20 protein-coding genes are annotated in these 20811 nt (G+C 72.2%); 18 read left to right on the top strand and 2 right to left on the bottom strand.

Annotation, left to right across the window (positions count from 1 at the left end):
- Positions 1 to 6: 6 nt before the first annotated feature.
- The 3 genes from hisS (at position 7) to ACFWUQ_RS14680 (ending at position 3426) form a co-directional block, all read left to right on the top strand.
- The gene (hisS, locus tag ACFWUQ_RS14690; protein WP_384537673.1) at positions 7 to 1269 is read left to right on the top strand and encodes a histidine--tRNA ligase; all 1263 of its coding nucleotides are present in this window, start codon (positions 7 to 9) and stop codon (positions 1267 to 1269) included.
- Positions 1270 to 1414: 145 nt separating this feature from the next.
- On the top strand, positions 1415 to 2029 hold the full coding sequence (locus ACFWUQ_RS14685; protein WP_384537670.1) for a vitamin K epoxide reductase family protein: 615 nt from the start codon (positions 1415 to 1417) through the stop codon (positions 2027 to 2029).
- 44 nt (positions 2030 to 2073) lie between these two features.
- Complete coding sequence (locus tag ACFWUQ_RS14680; protein ID WP_384537668.1) at positions 2074 to 3426, top strand: replication-associated recombination protein A; 1353 nt, start codon at positions 2074 to 2076, stop codon at positions 3424 to 3426.
- Between the two features lie 68 nt (positions 3427 to 3494).
- Here ACFWUQ_RS14680 and ACFWUQ_RS14675 read toward each other — a convergent pair whose 3' ends face one another.
- Positions 3495 to 4406, bottom strand: coding sequence for a DUF2470 domain-containing protein (locus tag ACFWUQ_RS14675; RefSeq protein WP_384537665.1), 912 nt, complete (start codon positions 4404 to 4406; stop codon positions 3495 to 3497).
- A gap of 55 nt (positions 4407 to 4461) precedes the next feature.
- Between ACFWUQ_RS14675 and rpsD the strand changes: the two genes are divergently transcribed.
- A complete protein-coding gene (gene rpsD, locus ACFWUQ_RS14670; RefSeq protein ID WP_384537663.1) occupies positions 4462 to 5073 on the top strand; it encodes a 30S ribosomal protein S4 in 612 nt (203 codons plus the stop codon).
- Positions 5074 to 5087: 14 nt separating this feature from the next.
- Here the strand turns inward: rpsD and ACFWUQ_RS14665 are convergent, their stop codons facing one another.
- Positions 5088 to 7253, bottom strand: coding sequence for an ATP-binding protein (locus ACFWUQ_RS14665; protein WP_384537660.1), 2166 nt, complete (start codon positions 7251 to 7253; stop codon positions 5088 to 5090).
- Between the two features lie 146 nt (positions 7254 to 7399).
- Between ACFWUQ_RS14665 and ACFWUQ_RS14660 the strand changes: the two genes are divergently transcribed.
- From ACFWUQ_RS14660 to nusB, 14 genes are all read left to right on the top strand, one after another.
- Complete coding sequence (locus ACFWUQ_RS14660; protein ID WP_384537657.1) at positions 7400 to 7834, top strand: DUF948 domain-containing protein; 435 nt, start codon at positions 7400 to 7402, stop codon at positions 7832 to 7834.
- A gap of 8 nt (positions 7835 to 7842) precedes the next feature.
- Positions 7843 to 8187, top strand: a complete 345-nt coding sequence (locus ACFWUQ_RS14655; protein WP_384537654.1) for a DUF6167 family protein — start codon at positions 7843 to 7845, stop codon at positions 8185 to 8187.
- A complete protein-coding gene (gene alaS, locus ACFWUQ_RS14650; protein WP_384537652.1) occupies positions 8187 to 10871 on the top strand; it encodes an alanine--tRNA ligase in 2685 nt (894 codons plus the stop codon). Before ACFWUQ_RS14655 ends, alaS begins: the two co-directional genes overlap by 1 nt.
- 2 nt (positions 10872 to 10873) lie before the next feature.
- Positions 10874 to 11344, top strand: a complete 471-nt coding sequence (gene ruvX, locus ACFWUQ_RS14645) for a Holliday junction resolvase RuvX (protein ID WP_384537649.1) — start codon at positions 10874 to 10876, stop codon at positions 11342 to 11344.
- 128 nt (positions 11345 to 11472) lie between these two features.
- Positions 11473 to 13218 carry an endolytic transglycosylase MltG gene (gene mltG / locus ACFWUQ_RS14640; RefSeq protein ID WP_384537646.1) on the top strand — a complete coding sequence of 582 codons (1746 nt, stop codon included), beginning with the start codon at positions 11473 to 11475 and terminating at the stop codon, positions 13216 to 13218.
- 7 nt (positions 13219 to 13225) lie between these two features.
- On the top strand, positions 13226 to 14053 hold the full coding sequence (locus ACFWUQ_RS14635; protein ID WP_384537644.1) for a shikimate dehydrogenase: 828 nt from the start codon (positions 13226 to 13228) through the stop codon (positions 14051 to 14053).
- A 144-nt stretch (positions 14054 to 14197) separates the two neighbouring features.
- Positions 14198 to 15382 carry a chorismate synthase gene (gene aroC, locus ACFWUQ_RS14630; RefSeq protein WP_384537641.1) on the top strand — a complete coding sequence of 395 codons (1185 nt, stop codon included), beginning with the start codon at positions 14198 to 14200 and terminating at the stop codon, positions 15380 to 15382.
- Positions 15379 to 15897, top strand: coding sequence for a shikimate kinase (locus ACFWUQ_RS14625; RefSeq protein WP_384537638.1), 519 nt, complete (start codon positions 15379 to 15381; stop codon positions 15895 to 15897). The genes aroC and ACFWUQ_RS14625 overlap by 4 nt, the downstream gene beginning before the upstream one ends.
- Complete coding sequence (gene aroB / locus ACFWUQ_RS14620; RefSeq protein WP_384537635.1) at positions 15894 to 16985, top strand: 3-dehydroquinate synthase; 1092 nt, start codon at positions 15894 to 15896, stop codon at positions 16983 to 16985. Before ACFWUQ_RS14625 ends, aroB begins: the two co-directional genes overlap by 4 nt.
- Complete coding sequence (gene aroQ, locus ACFWUQ_RS14615) at positions 16982 to 17431, top strand: type II 3-dehydroquinate dehydratase (protein WP_384537633.1); 450 nt, start codon at positions 16982 to 16984, stop codon at positions 17429 to 17431. Before aroB ends, aroQ begins: the two co-directional genes overlap by 4 nt.
- A 129-nt stretch (positions 17432 to 17560) precedes the next feature.
- Positions 17561 to 18514 (top strand): AAA family ATPase, encoded by a 954-nt coding sequence (locus ACFWUQ_RS14610; RefSeq protein WP_384537630.1) that lies wholly within the window; start codon positions 17561 to 17563, stop codon positions 18512 to 18514.
- 106 nt (positions 18515 to 18620) lie between these two features.
- On the top strand, positions 18621 to 19727 hold the full coding sequence (locus ACFWUQ_RS14605) for an aminopeptidase P family protein (RefSeq protein WP_384537627.1): 1107 nt from the start codon (positions 18621 to 18623) through the stop codon (positions 19725 to 19727).
- 58 nt (positions 19728 to 19785) lie between these two features.
- Complete coding sequence (efp, locus tag ACFWUQ_RS14600) at positions 19786 to 20352, top strand: elongation factor P (protein WP_384537624.1); 567 nt, start codon at positions 19786 to 19788, stop codon at positions 20350 to 20352.
- Between the two features lie 3 nt (positions 20353 to 20355).
- On the top strand, positions 20356 to 20784 hold the full coding sequence (gene nusB / locus ACFWUQ_RS14595) for a transcription antitermination factor NusB (protein WP_384537622.1): 429 nt from the start codon (positions 20356 to 20358) through the stop codon (positions 20782 to 20784).
- Positions 20785 to 20811 lie beyond the last annotated feature (27 nt).

Raw genomic sequence — 20811 nt, 5'->3', positions numbered from 1 at the left:
AGCTTCGTGAGTACCTTCAAGGCCCCCAAGGGCACGTACGACCTGATTCCGCCGGTCTCCGTGAAGTACCTGGCGGTGCGCGAGGCCATCGCCGCCCCGCTGCGCAACTCCGGCTACGGCTACATCGAGACGCCCGGCTTCGAGGACGTGGGCCTGTTCGCCCGCGGTGTCGGCGAGTCCACCGACATCGTCTCCAAGGAGATGTACGCCTTCGAGACCAAGGGCGGCGACCAGCTGGCCCTGCGGCCCGAGGGCACCGCGTCGGTGCTGCGCGCGGCCCTGGAGGCCAGCCTGCACAAGCAGGGCAACCTGCCGGTCAAGCTCTGGTACTCGGGCTCGTACTACCGCTACGAGCGCCCGCAGAAGGGCCGCTACCGCCACTTCTCCCAGGTCGGGGCCGAGGCGATCGGTGCCGAGGACCCGGCGCTGGACGCCGAGCTGATCATCCTGGCCGACCAGGCCTACCGTTCGCTGGGCCTGCGCGACTTCCGGATCCTGCTGAACTCGCTGGGCGACAAGGAGTGCCGCCCGGTCTACCGGGAGGCGCTCCAGTCCTTCCTCGGCGGGCTGGACCTCGACCCGGAGACCGTCCGCCGGGCCGGGATCAACCCGCTGCGGGTACTCGACGACAAGCGGCCCGACGTGCAGAAGCAGCTCGTGGGCGCGCCGATGCTGCGGGACTACCTGTGCGACGCCTGCAAGGCGTACCACGAGGAGGTCCGGTCGCTGGTCACCGCGGCCGGGGTCGTCTTCGAGGACGACGAGAAGCTGGTGCGCGGGCTGGACTACTACACGCGGACCACCTTCGAGTTCGTCCACGACGGGCTGGGCTCGCAGTCCGCGGTGGGCGGCGGCGGCCGCTACGACGGCCTGTCCGAGATGATCGGCGGACCGGCCCTGCCGTCCGTCGGCTGGGCGCTCGGCGTCGACCGCACGGTGCTGGCCCTGGAGGCGGAGGGCGTCGAGCTCGACCTCCCCGCGACCACCTCGGTCTTCGCGGTGGCGCTGGGCGAAGAGGCCCGGCGGGTGCTGTTCGGCAAGGTCACCGAGCTGCGGCGGGCCGGCGTCGCCGCGGACTTCTCCTACGGCGGCAAGGGCCTCAAGGGCGCCATGAAGGACGCCAACCGCTCGGGCGCGCGGTTCGCCGTGGTCGCCGGAGAGCGGGACCTCGCCGAGGGCGTGGTGCAGCTCAAGGACATGGAGGCCGGCGAGCAGACGGCCGTACCGCTGGCCGACCTCGTCGAGACGGTCCGGGCCCGCCTGGCCTGAGCGCGGCTCGGTACGGACGCGGTACGGACGGGGCGGGAGGGCCACTCTCCCGCCCCGTCCCCGTCCCGGACCGACGGCCGCGGGCAGGCCCCGTACGGCACAATGGCCGGTGCTTGATCACCTTGCAGATGTGGAGCGGGCGGGTATGACGACAACGAGCGCCGGCGCGGACACCGCGCCGCGGAGGTACGGCGGGAGCCGGGCCCTGGCCCTGCTGCTGGTCATCACGGGGGCCGCGGGTCTGCTCGCCGCCTGGATCATCACGATCGACAAGTTCAAGCTGCTGGAGGACCCGAACTTCACGCCCGGCTGCAGCCTCAACCCGATCGTCTCCTGCGGCAACATCATGAAGAGCGACCAGGCGGCCGTCTTCGGCTTCCCGAACCCGATGCTGGGCCTGGTCGCCTACGGCATGGTGGTCTGCGTCGGCGTGAGCCTGCTCGCCGGGGCCCGCTTCCGCGGCTGGTACTGGCTCACGTTCAACGCGGGCGCCCTCTTCGGCGTCGTCTTCTGCGCCTGGCTCACCTACCAGTCGCTGTACAACATCAACTCCCTGTGCCTGTGGTGCTGCCTCGCCTGGGTCGCCACGATCTTCCTGTTCTGGTACGTGACGGCGCACACCGTGCGCGAGCGGCTGCTGCCGGCCCCGGGCTGGCTGCGGGCCTTCCTGGACGAGTTCGCCTGGGTGCCGCCCGTGCTGCACGTCGGGATCATCGGCATGCTGATCCTGACCCGCTGGTGGGACTTCTGGACCTCCTGAGCCGCCCGGCCGGGACTGTCGGCGGCCTCGCATAGGCTTCCTGTGTGGAACCAGACCTGTTCACCGCAGCCGCCGAAGCGCGCCAGGAGAAGGATCCCGCGAGCTCCCCGCTCGCCGTCCGGATGCGTCCGCGCACCCTGGACGAGGTGGTCGGCCAGCAGCACCTCCTCAAGCCGGGCTCGCCGCTGCGGCGCCTGGTGGGGGAGGGAGCCGGAGGCCCCGCCGGCGCGTCGTCCGTGATCCTGTGGGGTCCGCCCGGCATCGGGAAGACGACGCTGGCCTACGTGGTCAGCCAGGCGACGCAGAAGCGGTTCGTCGAGCTGTCCGCCATCACGGCGGGCGTCAAGGAGGTCCGGGCGGTCATCGAGGGCGCCCGCCGCGCGGCGGGCGGGTACGGCAAGGAGACCGTCCTCTTCCTCGACGAGATCCACCGGTTCAGCAAGGCGCAGCAGGACTCACTGCTCCCCGCCGTCGAGAACCGCTGGGTGACGCTGATCGCGGCCACCACGGAGAACCCGTACTTCTCGATCATCTCCCCCCTGCTCTCCCGGTCGCTGCTGCTCACCCTGGAACCGCTGACGGACGAGGACCTGAGCGCGCTGATGCGCCGGGCGCTCACCGAGGAGCGCGGCCTCGGCGGGGCCGTGTCCCTGCCGGCGGACGCCGAGGCGCACCTGCTGCGGATCGCCGGCGGCGACGCCCGGCGGGCGCTGACGGCCCTGGAGGCGGGGGCCGGCTCGGCCATCGCCAAGGGCGAGGACGAGATCACCCTCCAGACCGTGGAGGAGGCGGTCGACCGGGCGGCCGTCACGTACGACCGGGACGGCGACCAGCACTACGACGTGGCGAGCGCGCTCATCAAGTCGATCCGGGGTTCGGACGTCGACGCCGCCCTCCACTACCTGGCGCGGATGATCGAGGCGGGCGAGGACCCGCGGTTCATCGCCCGGCGCCTGATGATCTCGGCGAGCGAGGACATCGGCCTCGCGGACCCGACGGCGCTGCCGATCGCGGTGGCCGCCGCCCAGGCGGTGGCCATGATCGGATTCCCGGAGGCCGCGCTGACCCTGAGCCACGCCACGATCGCGCTCGCGCTCGCCCCGAAGTCGAACACCGCCACGACCGCGATCGGCGCGGCCCTCGCCGACGTCCGGGCCGGAGTCGCCGGCTCCGTGCCCCCGCACCTGCGCGACGGCCACTACAAGGGCGCGGCCAAGCTGGGGCACGCCCAGGGGTACGTGTACCCGCACGACGTGCCGGGGGCCATCGCGGCCCAGCAGTACGCCCCGGACGAGATCCACGGCAAGCGGTACTACGAGCCGACGCGGTACGGCGCGGAGGCGCGCTACGCGGACGTGGTGGAGAAGGTGCGGGAACGGCTGCGCGGCGGTACCTGACGAGGGCCCGGCCGGACGGGCCGCGGGGCGGCGCCCCGCGAGCCCGGCAGCATGCGAAACAGACGGCCCTAGCGGTGCGAGGCGGCCGCGAACAGGGTGTGCATCGCGCGGCGCAGGCCGCAGATGTCCGCGACCGGCTCCGGGAAGTCGAAGCGGGCGTCGAAGGGCCCGGAGCCGCCGCCGGGGAAGCGCACGCGCAGGCCGAGCCGGTCCAGCGCGAGGGGGACGGCGCTCGCGCCGCGCGCTTCCCGGGGGCCCAGCAGGCCGGCCAGTTCGCCCAGCCGGTCGCCGTGGGAGGCGTGCAGGTGCTGGAGCAGTTCCGTCTCGTGGGCGACCATCGGGTCCGGCTCCGCCGAGGCGAGGTCGTCCGGGTCCACGTGCTCGGCGCCCCACAGGTCGTCCACCGAGATCTCGCCGACCTCCAGCCGCAGCATCATCCAGGCCGGCCGGACGGAGTGGGGGAGGTCGGCGGGGTCGCCCAGTCCGAGCACCTCGCCCACCGGGTGGCGCTCGGCGAGCAGGGCCGCGCAGGCCGCGCGGTCGTCCCCGCGCACGGGCGTCAGCCACCCGGCCAGCCAGGCGCGGCCTCGGATACGATGGGGCACGGACACCGGCGCCACGTCCGTGATCTCGATCACGGCGGTGAGGTCGTCGTCCTGGGCGTGAGCGGCAGCCCTGGCAGCCGCGGATTCCCCGGAAACAAGGAGAATCACGTCCCCGTCCGGGGTGACGGTCCGTGCGACCGGCATCCCCGTCCCGAACTCGTCGGGTTCGTGCGTGTCACGAGCACCCGGCAGGGTGAGGGATACTGAGGCGTTGGACTCTACGAGGGTTCGTACGCGTTCGGCTCCGGTGAGCTGCCGAACGCCTTCCCTGGGACGCGGCTGACCTTGCTTATCGTCGTCGAAAGCAGATTCCGTTTCGTTGGAATCTGAACTTCGACGCGCACTGGGCAGGGGGATCCCATGTGGTCGAGACATTACGTCCTCCTCGCTAAGGTAAGCCTCACCTAACTTACATGGAGGTAGGTTCCACGTGAACCAGAAGCGACCCAAGGTCAAGAAGTCGCGTGCCCTCGGCATTGCGCTGACCCCGAAGGCCGTCAAGTACTTCGAGGCCCGCCCCTACCCGCCGGGCGAGCACGGCCGTGGCCGCAAGCAGAACTCGGACTACAAGGTTCGTCTGCTGGAGAAGCAGCGTCTGCGCGCTCAGTACGACATCTCTGAGCGTCAGATGGCCCGCGCGTACGACCGCGCCAAGAAGGCCGAAGGCAAGACGGGCGAGGCGCTGGTCGTCGAGCTTGAGCGTCGTCTCGACGCCCTGGTGCTGCGTTCGGGCATTGCCCGCACCATCTACCAGGCCCGCCAGATGGTCGTCCACGGCCACATCGAGGTCAACGGTGACAAGGTCGACAAGCCGTCGTTCCGTGTCCGCCCGGACGACGTCGTGACCGTGCGCGAGCGCAGCCGCGAGAAGGTTCCGTTCCAGGTCGCCCGTGAGGGTGGCTACGCAGGCGAGGGCGAGACCCCGCGCTACCTGCAGGTCAACCTGAAGGCCCTGGCCTTCCGCCTGGACCGCGACCCGAACCGCAAGGAAATCCCGGTCATCTGCGACGAGCAGCTCGTCGTCGAGTACTACGCCCGCTGATGCAGGCGTAGCCCTCACAGGCTGGTCGAAGCCCGTCGTCCCCTCCGGGGGGCGGCGGGCTTCGCGCTGTTCGGCCCCGCCTGCGTGCGCCGTACCAGGGCCTCGCGGTCCAGCGACCGCCCGTCGGCGGCGTACGCCTCGTACCGCTCGGCGCCCAAGGCCTCGCCCGCCCGCTCCCGGCACATCAGCCGGGGGGCGTTGAAGTACCCCGAACCGAACAGCCTCAGCCCCACCCCCTCCCACAGCGGCTCCGCGGCGCCCTGGAGCAGCGCCGCCTCGGCCGGGTCGCCCTCGGCGGCCGTGACCAGCGCCAGCAGCTCCAGCGCCAGCACCAGGCCGACCAGGTCGTGGAAGGCGTGGTTGATGGCCACGCACTCCGTCAGCAGCCGCCGCGCCTCGGCCGCGGCGCCCGTGTCCAGGGCCGCGTACGCGAGCACGTACAGGGCGTACGCCTTCGTCCAGCGCTCCCCCCGCTCCTCGCAGATCTCCCGGACCTCCTCGCACAGGGTCCGCGCCCCCGGCAGATCGCCCTGGAAGGCCATGGCCATCGCCAGTTCCACCTGGCACATCAGCACGTTGCTGTTCAGCTCCCCGACCGCCCGGTAGCGCCCGAGCGCCGATCCCAGCAGCTCCCGTGCCCGCCCCATGTCGTCCGAGACCAGCGCGAGGCAGCCCAGGCGGTGCACCGCGTAGGCCGCGGCCAGCGGGTTCTCGCCGCGGGCCGCGCCGTCCCGGCACTCGTACAGGGCGCTCATCGAGGCCACCGAGTCCCCTTGCAGGGCCGCGACGTAGCCGAGCACCCACAGGGCCTTGAGGCGGGCGTTCTCGTACTCCGGCTCCGCGGCCGGCGCCGGACCGGTCTGCGCCGGCCGCCCCGCCCGGGCGGCGGCGGGCTCCAGGCAGCGGTCCAGCCAGTGCCGCCCCTCGGCCAGCCGCCCGCAGCCCGCCCAGTAGAACCAGAGCGTGCCCGCCAGGTACTGGCCCAGGTGCGCCTCGTCCGGCTCGTCCAGGCAGCACTCCAGGGCGAGCCGCAGATTCGGCAGCTCCGTCTCCACGAGGGCGGCCACCTCCGCCTGGCGGGGGCTGAACCAGTCCAGCTCGCACCAGGTGGCCAGCCCCATGTACCAGTCCCGGTGGCGCCGGCGCAGCCGCTCCGCGTCGCCCAGCGACTCCAGCCAGCCCGCTCCGTACAGCCGCACGGTCTCCAGCATCCGATACCACACCCCGGCCGGGGTCGCCTCCCGGACCAGCAGGGACTGGGCGAGGAGCTCGCCGAGCACGTCGAGCACGGTGTCCACGGGGAGGTCCGGACCCGCGCACACGTATTCGACGGCGTCGAGGTCGAACTGCCCGGCGAACACCGACAGCCGGGCCCACAGCAGCCGCTCGGCGGCCGTGCACAGCTCGTGGCTCCAGCCGATGGCCGTACGCAGCGTCCGGTGCCGGGGCAGCACCCCGCGGGCGCTGCCCGTCAGCAGCGCGAAGCGGTCCTCCAGCCGGGCCAGCACCTGCGCGGGCGCGAGCGTCCGCAGCCGCCCGGCCGCCAGCTCCAGGGCCAGCGGGAGCCCGTCCAGGCGCGCGCACAGCTCGGCCAGCGCCTCCCGGTCCTCCCCGGTCGCCGTGAAGCCCGGGTCGGCGGCGGCCGCCCGCCGGACCAGCAGGGCCAGCGCCTCCTCGGGGGCGGGCGGGGCCAGCGGGAGGACCAGCTCCCCGTCCAGGTCCAGCGCGCGCCGGCCCGCCGCGAGCACCCGCAGGCCGGGGGAGCGCAGCAGCAGCTCCCGTACCAGCTCCGCCGTCTCGTCGACCAGCTGCTCGAACCCGTCCAGGAGCAGCAGCAGCCGGCGCCCCGCCAGGTGCTCCGCGAGTACGGTCCGGGGCGGGCGCGTGGTGTGGTCGGTGAGGCCCAGGGCCTCCACGAGGGTCAGCTCCAGCAGCGCCGGGTCCCGCACGCCGGCCAGCTCGGCGAGCCAGACCCCGTCGCAGTAGCGTTCCTGCTGGTCCCCCTCGCGGATCCCGCGGGCCGCGGCCAGGGCCAGCCGGGACTTGCCCACCCCGCCCACGCCGGTCACCGTGACCAGCCGGGAGGACTCCAGCAGCCGCCCCAGTTCCGACAGTTCGGCACCCCGCCCGACGAACCCGCTCAGCTCCGAGGGAAGATTGCCGCACGTCCTGTGTCGCATGGGACACGGAGAGTACTGGTCCGGACGCGCGGCGTACAAGCGGTCGTCCCGGCCGCGGAATTCCGGTACGGCCGGGGATCTCCGGCGCGATAGGGTCGTAGGGCGAATCTTCCTGCAGTCCAGGTACAGACAGAGAGCGGTGTGACGTGTCCGGTGGAGAGGTGGCCGGGATCCTCGTGGCCGTCTTCTGGGCCATCCTGGTCTCCTTCCTCGCCGTCGTGCTGGTGAGGCTGGCCCAGGTGCTCAAGGCGACCACCGAGCTGGTGGCCGAGGTGACCGACCAGGCCGTGCCGCTGCTGGCCGACGCCTCCAGGACCGTCCGCTCCGCGCGCACCCAGCTGGACCGGGTCGACGCCATCGCGAGCGATGTCCAGGAGGTCACCTCCAACGCCTCCGCGCTGTCGTCCACCGTGGCCTCCGCCTTCGGCGGGCCGCTGGTCAAGGTCGCGGCCTTCGGCTACGGCGTCCGCAAGGCGCTGGGCCGGACGGACGGGGCGCCGCCGCCCGACAGGAAATCCCGACGCACCGTGATCGTCGGCCGTACGGTGCCGGCGGCCAGGCGCCGCAAGCAGAAGGGCTGAGACCGCCGATGTTTCGCCGAGCCTTCTGGTTCACCGCCGGCGCGGCCGCCGGCGTGTGGGCCACCACCAAGGTCAACCGACAGCTGAAGAAGCTGACCCCCGAGAGCCTCGCGGCGCAGGCCGCCGACAAGGCCGTGGAGGCGGGCCACCGCCTCAAGGACTTCGCCCTCGACGTCAAGGCGGGAATGACGCAGCGCGAGGACGAGCTGAACGACGCACTGGGGCTGACCCAGGATCCCGACCGTCCCGACAACGTCACCGCCCTCCCCGGGCCGCGGCGGCTGCGGGCCATCGGGAACGACACGACCGACCACCGACCGAAGTTTTCGTACGACCGGAATGAGGACCACTGATGGAGTCGGCTGAAATCCGCCGCCGCTGGCTGAGCTTCTTCGAGGAGCGCGGTCACGCCGTTGTCCCTTCGGCGTCGCTCATCGCGGACGACCCGACTCTGCTGCTGGTCAACGCGGGCATGGTCCCCTTCAAGCCCTACTTCCTCGGTGAGACCAAGCCCCCGGCCCCCCGCGCCACCAGCGTGCAGAAGTGCGTCCGGACGCCGGACATCGAAGAGGTCGGCAAGACCACCCGCCACGGCACGTTCTTCCAGATGTGCGGCAACTTCTCCTTCGGCGACTACTTCAAGGAAGGCGCCATCAAGTACGCCTGGGAGCTGCTCACCAGCTCCGTGGCGGACGGCGGCTACGGCCTGGAGCCGGAGAAGCTGTGGATCACCGTCTACCTCGACGACGACGAGGCCGAGACGATCTGGCGCGACGTCGTCGGCGTCCCCGCCGAGCGGATCCAGCGCCTGGGCAAGAAGGACAACTTCTGGTCCATGGGCGTCCCCGGCCCCTGCGGCCCGTGCTCGGAGATCAACTACGACCGCGGCCCCGACTTCGGCGTCGAGGGCGGCCCGGCCGTCAACGACGAGCGGTACGTGGAGATCTGGAACCTGGTCTTCATGCAGTACGAGCGCGGCGCCGGAGACGGGAAGGAGGACTTCCCGATCCTCGGCGACCTGCCGTCGAAGAACATCGACACGGGTCTGGGCCTCGAACGGCTCGCCATGATCCTGCAGGGCGTGCAGAACATGTACGAGACCGACACCCTGCGCGTGGTCATGGACAAGGCCACCGAGCTGACGGGTGTCCAGTACGGGGCCGCCCAGGGCACCGACGTGTCGATGCGCGTGGTCGCCGACCACATCCGCACCTCCGTCATGCTCATCGGCGACGGCGTCACCCCCGGCAACGAGGGCCGCGGCTACGTGCTGCGCCGCATCATGCGCCGCGCCATCCGCAACATGCGCCTCATGGGCGCCACCGGCCCGGTCGTGCGGGACCTTGTCGACACCGTGATCAACACGATGGGGCAGCAGTACCCGGAGCTCGTCACCGACCGCAAGCGCATCGAGACCGTCGCGCTCGCCGAGGAGGCCGCCTTCCTCAAGGCCGTCAAGGGCGGCACCAACATCCTCGACACCGCCGTGACCGAGACCAAGGCCGCCGGCGGCACGGTCCTCTCCGGCGACAAGGCGTTCCTGCTCCACGACACCTGGGGCTTCCCGATCGACCTCACCCTGGAAATGGCCGCCGAACAGGGCCTCTCCGTGGACGAGCCCGGCTTCCGCCGCCTGATGCAGGAGCAGCGCGACCGCGCCAAGGCCGACGCCAAGGCCAAGAAGACCGGCCACGCGGACATGTCCGCCTACCGGCAGATCGCCGACGGCTCCGGCGCCACCGAGTTCACCGGCTACGCCACCACCCAGGGCGAGTCGACCATCGTCGGCCTCCTGGTCAACGGCGTCTCCGCGCCCGCCGCCTCCGAGGGCGACGAGGTCGAGGTCGTCCTCGACCGCACCCCCTTCTACGCCGAGGGCGGCGGCCAGCTCGCCGACCAGGGCCGGATCAAGCTCGACACGGGCGCCGTCATCGAGATCCGCGACGTCCAGCAGCCGGTCCCGGGCGTCTCCGTGCACAAGGGCTCCGTCCAGGTCGGCGAGGTGACGGTGGGCGCCTCGGCGTACGCCGCCATCGACGTGCGGCGCCGGCGCGCCATCGCCCGCGCCCACTCGGCCACCCATCTGACGCACCAGGCGCTGCGCGACGCGCTGGGCCCGACGGCCGCCCAGGCCGGCTCCGAGAACTCGCCCGGCCGCTTCCGCTTCGACTTCGGTTCGCCGAACGCCGTCCCCGGCACGGTCCTCACGGACGTCGAGCAGAAGATCAACGACGTGCTCTCCCGCGAGCTCGACGTGACCGCCGAGATCATGAGCATCGACGAGGCGAAGAAGCAGGGCGCCATCGCCGAATTCGGCGAGAAGTACGGCGAGCGCGTACGCGTCGTCACCATCGGCGACTTCTCGAAGGAGCTGTGCGGCGGCACGCACGTGGGCAACACCGCCCAGCTGGGCCTGGTGAAGCTGCTCGGGGAGTCCTCCATCGGCTCCGGGGTGCGCCGCGTCGAGGCCCTCGTCGGCGTGGACGCGTACAACTTCCTCGCCAAGGAGCACACGGTCGTCGCCCAGCTCCAGGAGCTGGTCAAGGGCCGCCCCGAGGAGCTGCCGGAGAAGATCGCCTCCATGCTCGGCAAGCTGAAGGACGCCGAGAAGGAGATCGAGAAGTTCCGCGCGGAGAAGGTCCTCCAGGCCGCCGCCGGGCTGGCCGAGAACGCCCAGGACATCCACGGCGTCGCCCTCGTCGTGGGCCAGGTGCCGGACGGCACCGGCGCCGACGACCTGCGCAGGCTGGTCCTCGACGTACGCGGCCGGCTGCAGCAGCTGTCGGGGGCCGGCGACCGCCCGGCCGTGGTGGCCCTGTTCACCGTGGCGAACGACCGTCCGCTGACCGTCATCGCCACCAACGAGGCCGCCCGCGAGCGCGGTCTCAAGGCCGGCGACCTGGTCCGTACGGCCGCCAAGACCCTCGGCGGCGGCGGTGGCGGCAAGCCGGACGTCGCCCAGGGCGGCGGCCAGAACGCGGCCGCCGTGCCGGATGCCATCAGCGCCGTCGAGCGCCTCGTCGCCGAGACGGCCTGACGATGGCACTGCGCCGCGGCCGCCGCCTCGCGATCGATGTCGGGGACGCCCGGATCGGGGTCGCTTCCTGCGACCCCGACGGGGTCCTGGCCACACCGGTGGAAACGGTGCCGGGCCGGGACGTCCCCTTCGCCCACCGGCGGCTGCGGCAGCTCGTCGAGGAGTACGAGCCCCTTGAGGTCGTGGTCGGCCTGCCCCGTTCGCTCAGCGGACGGGAGGGGCCGGCCGCCGTCAAGGTGCGCGCCTTCGCGAACGAACTCGCGAAGGGCATCAAGCCGGTGACGGTGCGTCTGGTGGACGAGCGGATGACCACGGTCACCGCCGCCCAGGGACTGCGGGCCTCGGGGAGGAACGCGAAGAAGGGCCGTTCGGTCATCGACCAGGCCGCCGCAGTGGTGATCCTTCAGAACGCTCTTGAGACCGAACGGGTATCAGGTAATCCGCCTGGCGAGTGCGTCGAAGTGGTTGTCTGATCGCGATACGGTAACGTTCCGCGCGATGAGACGGCATTCGAACAGCCGTCGCCCACCACCAAAGAGGCGGAACCGGGTGTCGCGGAAGACGTAGCCCGCGGCCTTCGTCTCGCGGCTCTAGGGGACCGATGACTGAGTATGGACGGGGCCGAGGCCCCGAACCGTGGCACCCCGAGGACCCTCTCTACGGGGACCAGGGGTGGACCGGGCACCAGACCCAGCAGGGCCAGGTGCCGTACGGCGACGGCTCACGACCGGACTATCCGCAGGAGCCGCAGTACCAGCAGCAGTACCCGGAGCAGCAGTACGCCCCGCAGCACCCGCAGGGGCAGCCGCACCCCCAGTACCAGCAGCCCCAGCAGCAGTACCAGCAGTACTCCCAGGCTCCGCAGTACACCGAGCAGCAGCCCGCGTACGCCCCGCAGCAGGAGTACGCCCAGAACCAGCCGCAGCAGCCGGTCTACGACAGCCAGGGCTGGGACACCGGCCAGGGGCAGTACGTCGCCGCCGCCGCGCAGACCGACGCGTACGGCGGCGTGGACCCGTACGCCCAGCAGCCGGTCAGCGGCTATCCCGGGGAGACCCCGGACCTCTACACCACGGCTGACGCCTACCCGCCGCCGCAGCCCCCCGGCCGCCGCCACCTGGAGCCGGAACCGGCCGAGGACTGGCAGGACGCCGACCCGGCCGCGGACGACGACCGCGCCCCCGGTGACGACGGCGACGACGGGGCCGGCGGCGGTCGCCGCTCCGGCCGTTCGAAGGGCGGCAAGGGCGGCAAGCCGAAGCAGCGCAGCGGCGCGGCCTGCCTGATCGCGTCCCTCGTCATCGTCGGCGTGCTCGGCGGCGGCGGTTACTACGGCTACACCTTCCTCAAGGACAAGTTCGGCGCGGCCGAGGACTTCGCGGGCACCGGCACCGGCGAGATCGTCGACGTCGAGATCCCCAAGGGCGCCGGCCTCGGTCAGATGGGCCGCATCCTCAAGGAGGCGGGCGTCGTCGCGAGCGCCCAGGCGTTCGTCGACGTCGCGAAGGCCCTGCCGAGCGACAAGGCCATCCAGGCGGGCGTCTACCCGCTGCGCAAGAAGATGTCCGCCGCGGCGGCCATCGAGGTGATGAGCGACCCCAGCAAGCTGAACGTCATCACCGTCACCGAGGGCATGCGCAACGCCCGCGTGTACGAGGCGATCGACAAGAAGCTGGGCAAGCCGGACGGGACCACCAAGGACATCGCCCTGCGCGAGGCCAAGAACCTCGGCCTGCCGGCCTGGGCCGGCAACGACCCGAAGCTCATGGACCCGCTGGAGGGCTTCCTCTACCCGACGCGCTACGACCTGAGCAAGGACAGCACCCCCGAGTCCCTGCTCAAGGAGATGGTCAAGAACGCGAACGAGAAGTACGCGGAGCTCGGCATCGAGGGCAAGGCCAAGGAACTGGGCCTGGAGAACCCCCTCCAGGTGGTCACGGTCGCCAGCCTCGTCAACGCCGAGGGCAAGAACCACGACGACTTCCGCAAGATGTCCGAGGTCGTCTACAACCGCCTGAAGAAGACGAACGACGTCACCAACCAGCGGCTGGAATTCGACTCGACGTACAACTACATCAAGGGCAAGAGCGACATCAACTTCTCCCTCAAGGAGGCGAGAGCGCTCGAACACCCCTACAACACGCACAACGTCCAGGGACTGCCCCCCGGCCCGATCGGGAACCCGGGCGCGGACGCGCTGACCGCTACGCTCACCCCCGACCGCGGCGGCTGGATGTTCTTCGTGTCGGTGGACGGCGAGAAGACGACCTTCACGCAGACCTACGCGGAGCACCAGAAGCTCGCCGCGGAGTTCCAGGAGCGGCAGAAGCAGAAGAACGGCGGGTAGGCAAGGCATGTCACGCACAAGGGCCGCGGTGCTGGGTTCGCCCATCGAGCACTCCCTCTCACCGGTGCTGCACCGCGCCGCCTACCAGGAGCTCGGCCTCGCCGACTGGTCGTACGACCGGTTCGAGATCGACGAGGCCGCGCTCCCGGAGTTCGTCGCCGGCCTGGGCCCCGAGTGGGCCGGGCTGTCGCTGACCATGCCGCTGAAACGCGCGGTCATCCCGCTCCTCGACGGCATCAGCGACACGGCCGCCTCGGTGGAGGCGGTCAACACCGTCGTCCTCACCGCCGACGGCCGTCGCCTCGGCGACAACACCGATATCCCGGGCATCGTGGCGGCGCTCCACGAGCGCGGCATCGACAAGGTGCCGTCCGCCGCGATCCTCGGCGCCGGCGCCACCGCCTCCTCGGCGCTCGCCGCGCTCTCGCGGATCTGCTCCGGCGAGGTCACGGCGTACGTACGCTCCCGGGCCCGGGCGGACGAGATGCGCGGGTGGGGCGAGCGGCTCGGCGTCCCCGTCCGGACGGCCGACTGGTCCGAGGCGGCCGGGGCGTTCGGCGCGCCGCTGGTGATCGCGACCACCCCGGCAGGAGCGACGGACTCCCTGGCCGCCTCCGTACCGACCGCGCCCGGAACCCTCTTCGACGTCCTCTACGACCCCTGGCCCACCGGCCTCGCGGCGGCCTGGTCGCAGCGCGGAGGCAGGATCGTCGGCGGCCTGGACCTCCTCGTCCACCAGGCCGTGCTCCAGGTCGAGCACATGACGGGCCGCCCCGACGCCCCGCTGGCGGCGATGCGCGCCGCGGGCGAGGCCGCGCTCGCCGCCCGGCACTGAATCCGCGTTTCGGGGCGGCGCCGTCCGACAGTTGGACCGGAGGGCGGCGCACCCGCCCGGACATGGGAGGATCGGGTGAGGCGGGTCCGGGCCGCGCACCCGATCGCGCCGTCGCTGTACCAGGCGCGAGCATGAGGAGCATCGTTGAGCAGGTTGCGTTGGCTGACCGCCGGGGAGTCGCACGGACCGGCGCTGGTTGCGACGCTGGAGGGGCTTCCCGCCGGCGTCCCGGTCACCACGGAGCTGGTGGCCGAGCACCTGGCCCGCCGCCGGCTCGGCTACGGCCGCGGTGCCCGGATGAAGTTCGAGCAGGACGAGATCACCTTCCTCGGCGGCGTCCGGCACGGGCTGTCGCAGGGCTCCCCGGTAGCCGTGATGATCGGCAACACCGAGTGGCCGAAGTGGGAGACGGTCATGTCGGCCGACCCGGTCGACCCGTCGCTGCTCAAGGACACCGGCCGCAACGCGCCGCTGACCCGCCCGAGGCCCGGCCACGCCGACCTCGCCGGCATGCAGAAGTACGGCTTCGACGAGGCCCGGCCGATCCTGGAGCGCGCCAGCGCCCGTGAGACCGCCGCCCGTGTCGCCCTCGGCGCCGTCGCCCGGTCCTTCATCAAGGAGACCGCGGGCATCGAGATCGTCTCGCACGTGGTGGAACTGGCCGCGGCCAAGGCCCCGTACGGCGTCTACCCGACCCCCGCCGACGTCGACCGCCTCGACGCGGACCCGGTCCGCTGCCTCGACGCCGACGCGAGCAAGGCGATGGTCGCCGAGATCGACCAGGCCCACAAGGACGGCGACACCCTCGGCGGCGTCGTCGAGGTCCTCGCCTACGGCGTGCCCGTCGGGCTCGGCTCGCACGTCCACTGGGACCGGCGCCTCGACGCCCGCCTCGCCGCCGCCCTCATGGGCATCCAGGCCATCAAGGGCGTCGAGGTCGGCGACGGCTTCGAGCTCGCCCGCGTCCCCGGCTCGCAGGCGCACGACGAGATCGTCTCCACCCCCGAGGGCCTCAAGCGCACCACCGGCCGCTCCGGCGGCACCGAGGGCGGGCTGACCACCGGCGAACTGCTGCGCGTACGGGCCGCCATGAAGCCCATCGCGACCGTGCCGCGCGCGCTGGCCACCGTGGACGTGGCCACCGGCGAGGCGACGGTGGCCCACCACCAGCGCTCCGACGTGTGCGCCGTGCCGGCCGCGGGCATCGTGGCCGAGGCCATGGTCGCCCTGGTACTGGCCGACGCGGTCGTCGAGAAGTTCGGCGGCGACTCGGTCGGCGAGACCCGCCGCAACGTCCGGTCCTACCTCGACAACCTGCAGATCCGGTGACCGGCGGACCGCTGGTCGTCCTCGTCGGGCCGATGGGGTCCGGCAAGTCCACGGTGGGGGCGCTGCTCGCCGAGCGGCTCGGTGTCGGCTACCGGGACACGGACGCCGACATCGTCGCGGCCGAGGGCCGGGCGATCTCCGACCTCTTCGTCGACGAGGGCGAGCCGTACTTCCGCGCCCTGGAGCGGCGCGCGGTCGCGGCCGCGCTGGCCGAGCACCCCGGAGTCCTCGCCCTCGGCGGCGGAGCCGTCCTCGACGAGGGCACCCGCGCACTGCTCGCGGGCCGGCCCGTCGCCTACCTCTCGATGGACGTCGAGGAAGCGGTACGGCGCGTCGGCCTCGGCGCCGCCCGCCCGCTGCTGGCCGTCAATCCGCGCCGCCAGTGGCGTGAGCTGATGGACGCCCGGCGCCCCCTGTACACCGAAGTCGCGCGCGTCGTGGTGGCCACCGACGACCGCACCCCCGAAGAGGTCGCCCAGGCGGTCCTCGACGCTCTGGAGTTGAAGGACGTATGACAGACCAGGTGACGCGGATCCAGGTCGGCGCCGGCGCCGGACACGACGCGTACGACGTGCTGGTCGGCCGGCAGCTGCTCGGCGAGCTCGGCTCCCTGATCGGAACGAGGGCCCGGCGCGTCGCGGTGATCCACCCCGAGGCGCTGTCCTCGACCGGTGAGGCCCTGCGCGACGACCTCGCCGAGCAGGGCTTCGAGGCGGTCGCCATCCAGGTGCCGAACGCCGAGGAGGCCAAGACCGTCGAGGTCGCCGCCTACTGCTGGAAGGCGCTCGGCCAGTCCGGCTTCACCCGCACCGACGTGATCGTCGGTGTCGGCGGGGGAGCCACCACCGACCTCGCGGGCTTCGTCGCGGCCACCTGGCTGCGCGGGGTGCGCTGGATCGCCGTGCCGACCACCGTCCTCGCGATGGTCGACGCGGCCGTCGGCGGGAAGACCGGCATCAACACCGCCGAGGGCAAGAACCTGGTCGGCGCCTTCCATCCGCCGGCCGGTGTGCTGTGCGACCTGGCGGCACTGGACTCGCTGCAGGTCAACGACTACGTCAGCGGTCTCGCCGAGATCATCAAGGCCGGCTTCATCGCCGACCCGGTGATCCTCGACCTGATCGAGGCGGACCCGCAGGCGGCCCGTACACCGGCCGGCCCGCACACCTCCGAGCTGATCGTCCGCTCGATCCAGGTCAAGGCCGACGTCGTGTCGAGCGATCTCAAGGAGTCCGGACTCCGCGAGATCCTCAACTACGGCCACACCCTCGCGCACGCCATCGAGAAGAACGAGCGCTACAAGTGGCGGCACGGCGCGGCGGTGTCGGTGGGCATGGTCTTCGCGGCCGAGCTCGGCCGGCTCGCGGGCCGGCTCGACGACGCGACGGCCGACCGGCACAAGGCGGTGCTCGCCTCCGTCGGCCTGCCGCTGACCTACCGCGGCGACCAGTGGCCCAAGCTGCTGGAGACCATGAGGGTCGACAAGAAGTCCCGGGGCGACCTGCTGCGCTTCATCGTCCTGGACGGGCTGGCCAAGCCGACCGTCCTGGAGGGACCCGACCCGGCGGTGCTCGTGGCCGCGTATGGCGAGGTCTCCGCGTGAGCGGGGCCCCGCGCCGCGTCCTGGTCCTGAACGGCCCGAACCTGGGCCGCCTCGGCTCGCGCGAACCCGACGTGTACGGGGCCACCTCGTACACCGGGCTCGTGGAGAGCTGCCGGGCGCTCGGGGCGGAGCTCGGCTTCGACGTCGAGGTCCGCGAGACCAACGACGAGGGCGAGCTCGTGCGCTGGCTGCACGAGGCGGCGGACGGCCGGATCCCGGTCGTGATCAACCCGGGGGCCTTCACGCACTACTCGTACGCCATGCGGGACGCGGCCGCGCAGCGCACCGCGCCGCTGATCGAGGTGCACATCTCGAACCCGTACGCCCGCGAGGAGTTCCGGCACACCTCGGTCATCGCCGCGGTGGCGACCGGGACCGTGGCCGGCTTCGGCATCGGGTCGTACCGGCTGGCGCTGCGCGCCCTGGCGGAGGAGATCTCTCCTTAGCGGTGTGACACGGTGCACCTTTCCGGTCACAGCACCGGGCTCCGTACCGCGACGCCGGTGGACGGCCGGGCCTCCGGGGTCATATAACGTTCTCGCATCAGTCGCCGGAACGAGACGGAGTGGCAGCGGATGCACCAAGGAGTGGGGGGCGGGGGCGCGGGCCAGTGGCAGCAGGGACCGCCCCCGGTGACGCCCCAGCAGCCGCCGATACCCCCGGCGCAGGGCTGGCCCGCCGGAGGACCCGCCGGGCACCCGCCGGGTCCTCCGGCGGGCCACCAGCTGGGGCACCCGGCCGGTTCCCCGCCGGGACACCGGGCCGCCGGACCTCAGGCGGGCCACCAGCCGGGGCATCAGGCCGGGCCCCCGGCGGGGCACCAGCCGGGGCATCAGGCCGGGCCCCCGCCGGGGCATCAGGCCGGGCCCCCGGCGGGGCACCAGCCGGGGACATCGGGCCAGGTCCCGGTCGTGGCGGTGCCCGAGGCCACCGGGCACGTCCCGCTTCCGCCCGTCGTGGCCGGGACGGGCGGCGCCACCCTCGCGGTGCTGCTCATCGGCCCCGCCGGCGCGGGCAAGACCACCGTGGCCCGGCACTGGGCGAGCACGCGGCCGGTACCGACCGCCCACGTCAGCCTGGACGACGTCCGGGAGTGGGTGTGCTCCGGCTTCGCCGACCCGCAGGCGGGCTGGAACGAGTTCTCCGAGGCGCAGTACCGCCTCGCCCGCCGCACCTGCGGCTTCGCCGCCCGCAACTACCTGGCCAACGGCATCTCCTGCATCCTCGACGACGCGGTCTTCCCGGACCGCCCGGTCGTCGGGCTCGGCGGCTGGAAGCGGCACGTGGGCCCGGCCCTGCTGCCCGTCGTCCTGCTGCCCGGCCTGGAGATCGTCCTGGAGCGGAACGCGGCGCGCTCGGGCAACCGCAGGCTCTCCGACGAGGAGGTCGCGCGGATCCACGGCCGGATGGCCGGCTGGTACGGATCCGGACTGCCGATCATCGACAACTCGCAGCTCGACGTGGAGGGCACCGCCCGCGCCCTCGACGAGGCCCTCGCGCGGGCGCTGGCGGCTCCGGGCACCTGGTGACCGGGCCGGTCACGGCGCCCGCGGGCCGGGATCCGGGGCCCCGCCCCGGCCCCGTCCGGACGCGCTCGCCGGGCCGGATGCGCGGCGCGCTCGTAGGCTCGAAAGCATGTCAGACGTGTACGCCGCCCGCCGGGGCCTGCTTCGCGACCGCTGCGCCGCCGCGGGGAACGCCGCCGCACTGATCACGCGTCCGTCGAACGTCCGCTACCTGTCCGGGGCCTCGCCCTCGGGCGCCGTCCTCCTCGTCGGGCCCACCGAGGACGTCATGTTCTGCGGCCGCACGCCCAGCGGCGAGGCCGACGAGGGCCGGCTGGACGAGCGCCTGCGGCTGTCCGTGCTGACGGGCCCCGGCGGGGACCCCGCCGTCGCGGCCGCGGACATGGCCGCCGCCGTGCGCGCCGACTCGCTGGCGGTGGAGGAGCACCACCTGACGGTCGCCCGGCACCGCGCCCTGCGCTCCGTGGCACCGAAGCTGAGCCTGGCGGACCTCGGTACGGCGGTGGAGCAGCAGCGCCTGGTCAAGGACGAGGAGGAGATCGCCTGCCTGCGGATCGCCGCCGAGATCGCCGACCAGGCCCTCGGCGAGCTCCTGGAGTCGATCCTCGTCGGGCGCACCGAGCGGCACCTGGCGCTGGAGCTGGAGCGGCGGCTCGTCGACCACGGGGCGGACGGGCCCGCGTTCCCGACCTCCGTGGGTACCGGACCGCACTCCGGGCGCTCCCGGCACCGCCCGTCCGACCGCAGGGTGGAGGAGGGCGACTTCCTCTCCGTGTGCCTCGGCGCCAACTACCGGGGCTACCGGTGCGAGATCGGCCGCACCTTCGTCATCGGCACCACCCCGGCGGACTGGCAGATCGAGCTGTACGAACTCGTCTTCGCCGCCCAGCGGGCCGGCCGGCAGGCCCTGCTGCCGGGGGCCGCGTACCGCGATGTGGATCATGCCGCGCGGTCCGTGCTGGACTCCGCGGGCCACGGGGAGGCCCTCGCTCCGTGGACCGGACACGGTGTCGGTCTCGAAATCGCCGAGGACCCGCAGCTTGCACCTACGGCAATGGGTAAACTGGACGCTTGCGTGCCGGTCACCGTCGAACCGGGGGTTCACCTCCCGGGCCGGGGAGGTGTCCGGATCGATGACACGCTCGTCGTGCGCCCCGAGGCGGACGGCGGTCCCGAGCTACTCACCATTACGACCAAGGAGCTGCTCGCGCTCTAGTCCGCCCGCCGGACTGTGCGCGCACCCGTGGTCTTCCAGTGCAGGAGATTCCGCAACCGTGGCTTCCACGAACGACCTCAAGAACGGCATGGTGCTGAAGCTCGACGGGGGCCAGCTCTGGTCCGTCGTCGAGTTCCAGCACGTCAAGCCCGGCAAGGGCCCGGCCTTCGTGCGCACCAAGCTCAAGCACGTGCTCTCCGGCAAGGTCGTCGACAAGACCTTCAACGCCGGCACGAAGGTCGAGACGGCCACGATCGACCGCCGCGACATGCAGTTCTCGTACATGGACGGCGACTACTTCGTCTTCATGGACATGGACACCTACGACCAGCTGATGGTCGACAAGAAGGCCGTCGGCGACGCCGCGAACTTCCTGATCGAGGGCTTCACCGCCTCCGTGGCGCAGCACGACGGCGAGGTGCTCTACGTCGAGCTCCCGGCCGCGGTCGAGCTGAAGATCCAGCACACCGACCCGGGCGTCCAGGGCGACCGCTCCACCGGCGGCACCAAGCCCGCCACCCTGGAGACCGGCTACGAGATCCAGGTCCCGCTCTTCGTCACCACCGGCGAGACGGTCAAGGTCGACACCCGCACCAGCGACTACCTCGGCCGGAAGAGCAACTAACCCGTGGCTGCTCGGAGCAATGCGCGCAAGCGCGCCTTCCAGATCCTGTTCGAGGCCGACCAGCGCGGGGTCCCCGTGCGCGAGGTGCTCGCGGACTGGATCCGCCACGCGCGGTCGGACGACCGGCAGCCGCCGGTGAGTGCCTTCACGATGGACCTCGTCGAGGGGTACGCCGACAAGGTGGACCGTATCGACGACCTCATCGTCACCTACGCCGTGGACTGGGACCTCGACCGCATGCCGGTCGTGGACCGCAACATCCTGCGACTCGGTGCCTACGAGCTGATCTGGGTGGACGACACCCCGGACGCCGTGGCCATCGACGAGGCCGTCCAGCTGGCCAAGGAGTTCTCCACGGACGAGTCCCCCTCGTTCGTCAACGGGCTGCTGGCCCGCTTCAAGGGGTTGAAGCCGAACCTGCGCCGCGACTAGTCGCCGGTGCACCGGTCGTGCGGAGGG

This window comes from Streptomyces sp. NPDC058662 (assembly GCF_042716255.1).
Lineage (GTDB): Bacteria > Actinomycetota > Actinomycetes > Streptomycetales > Streptomycetaceae > Streptomyces.
This window is presented reverse-complemented; position numbering and strand designations above follow the sequence as displayed.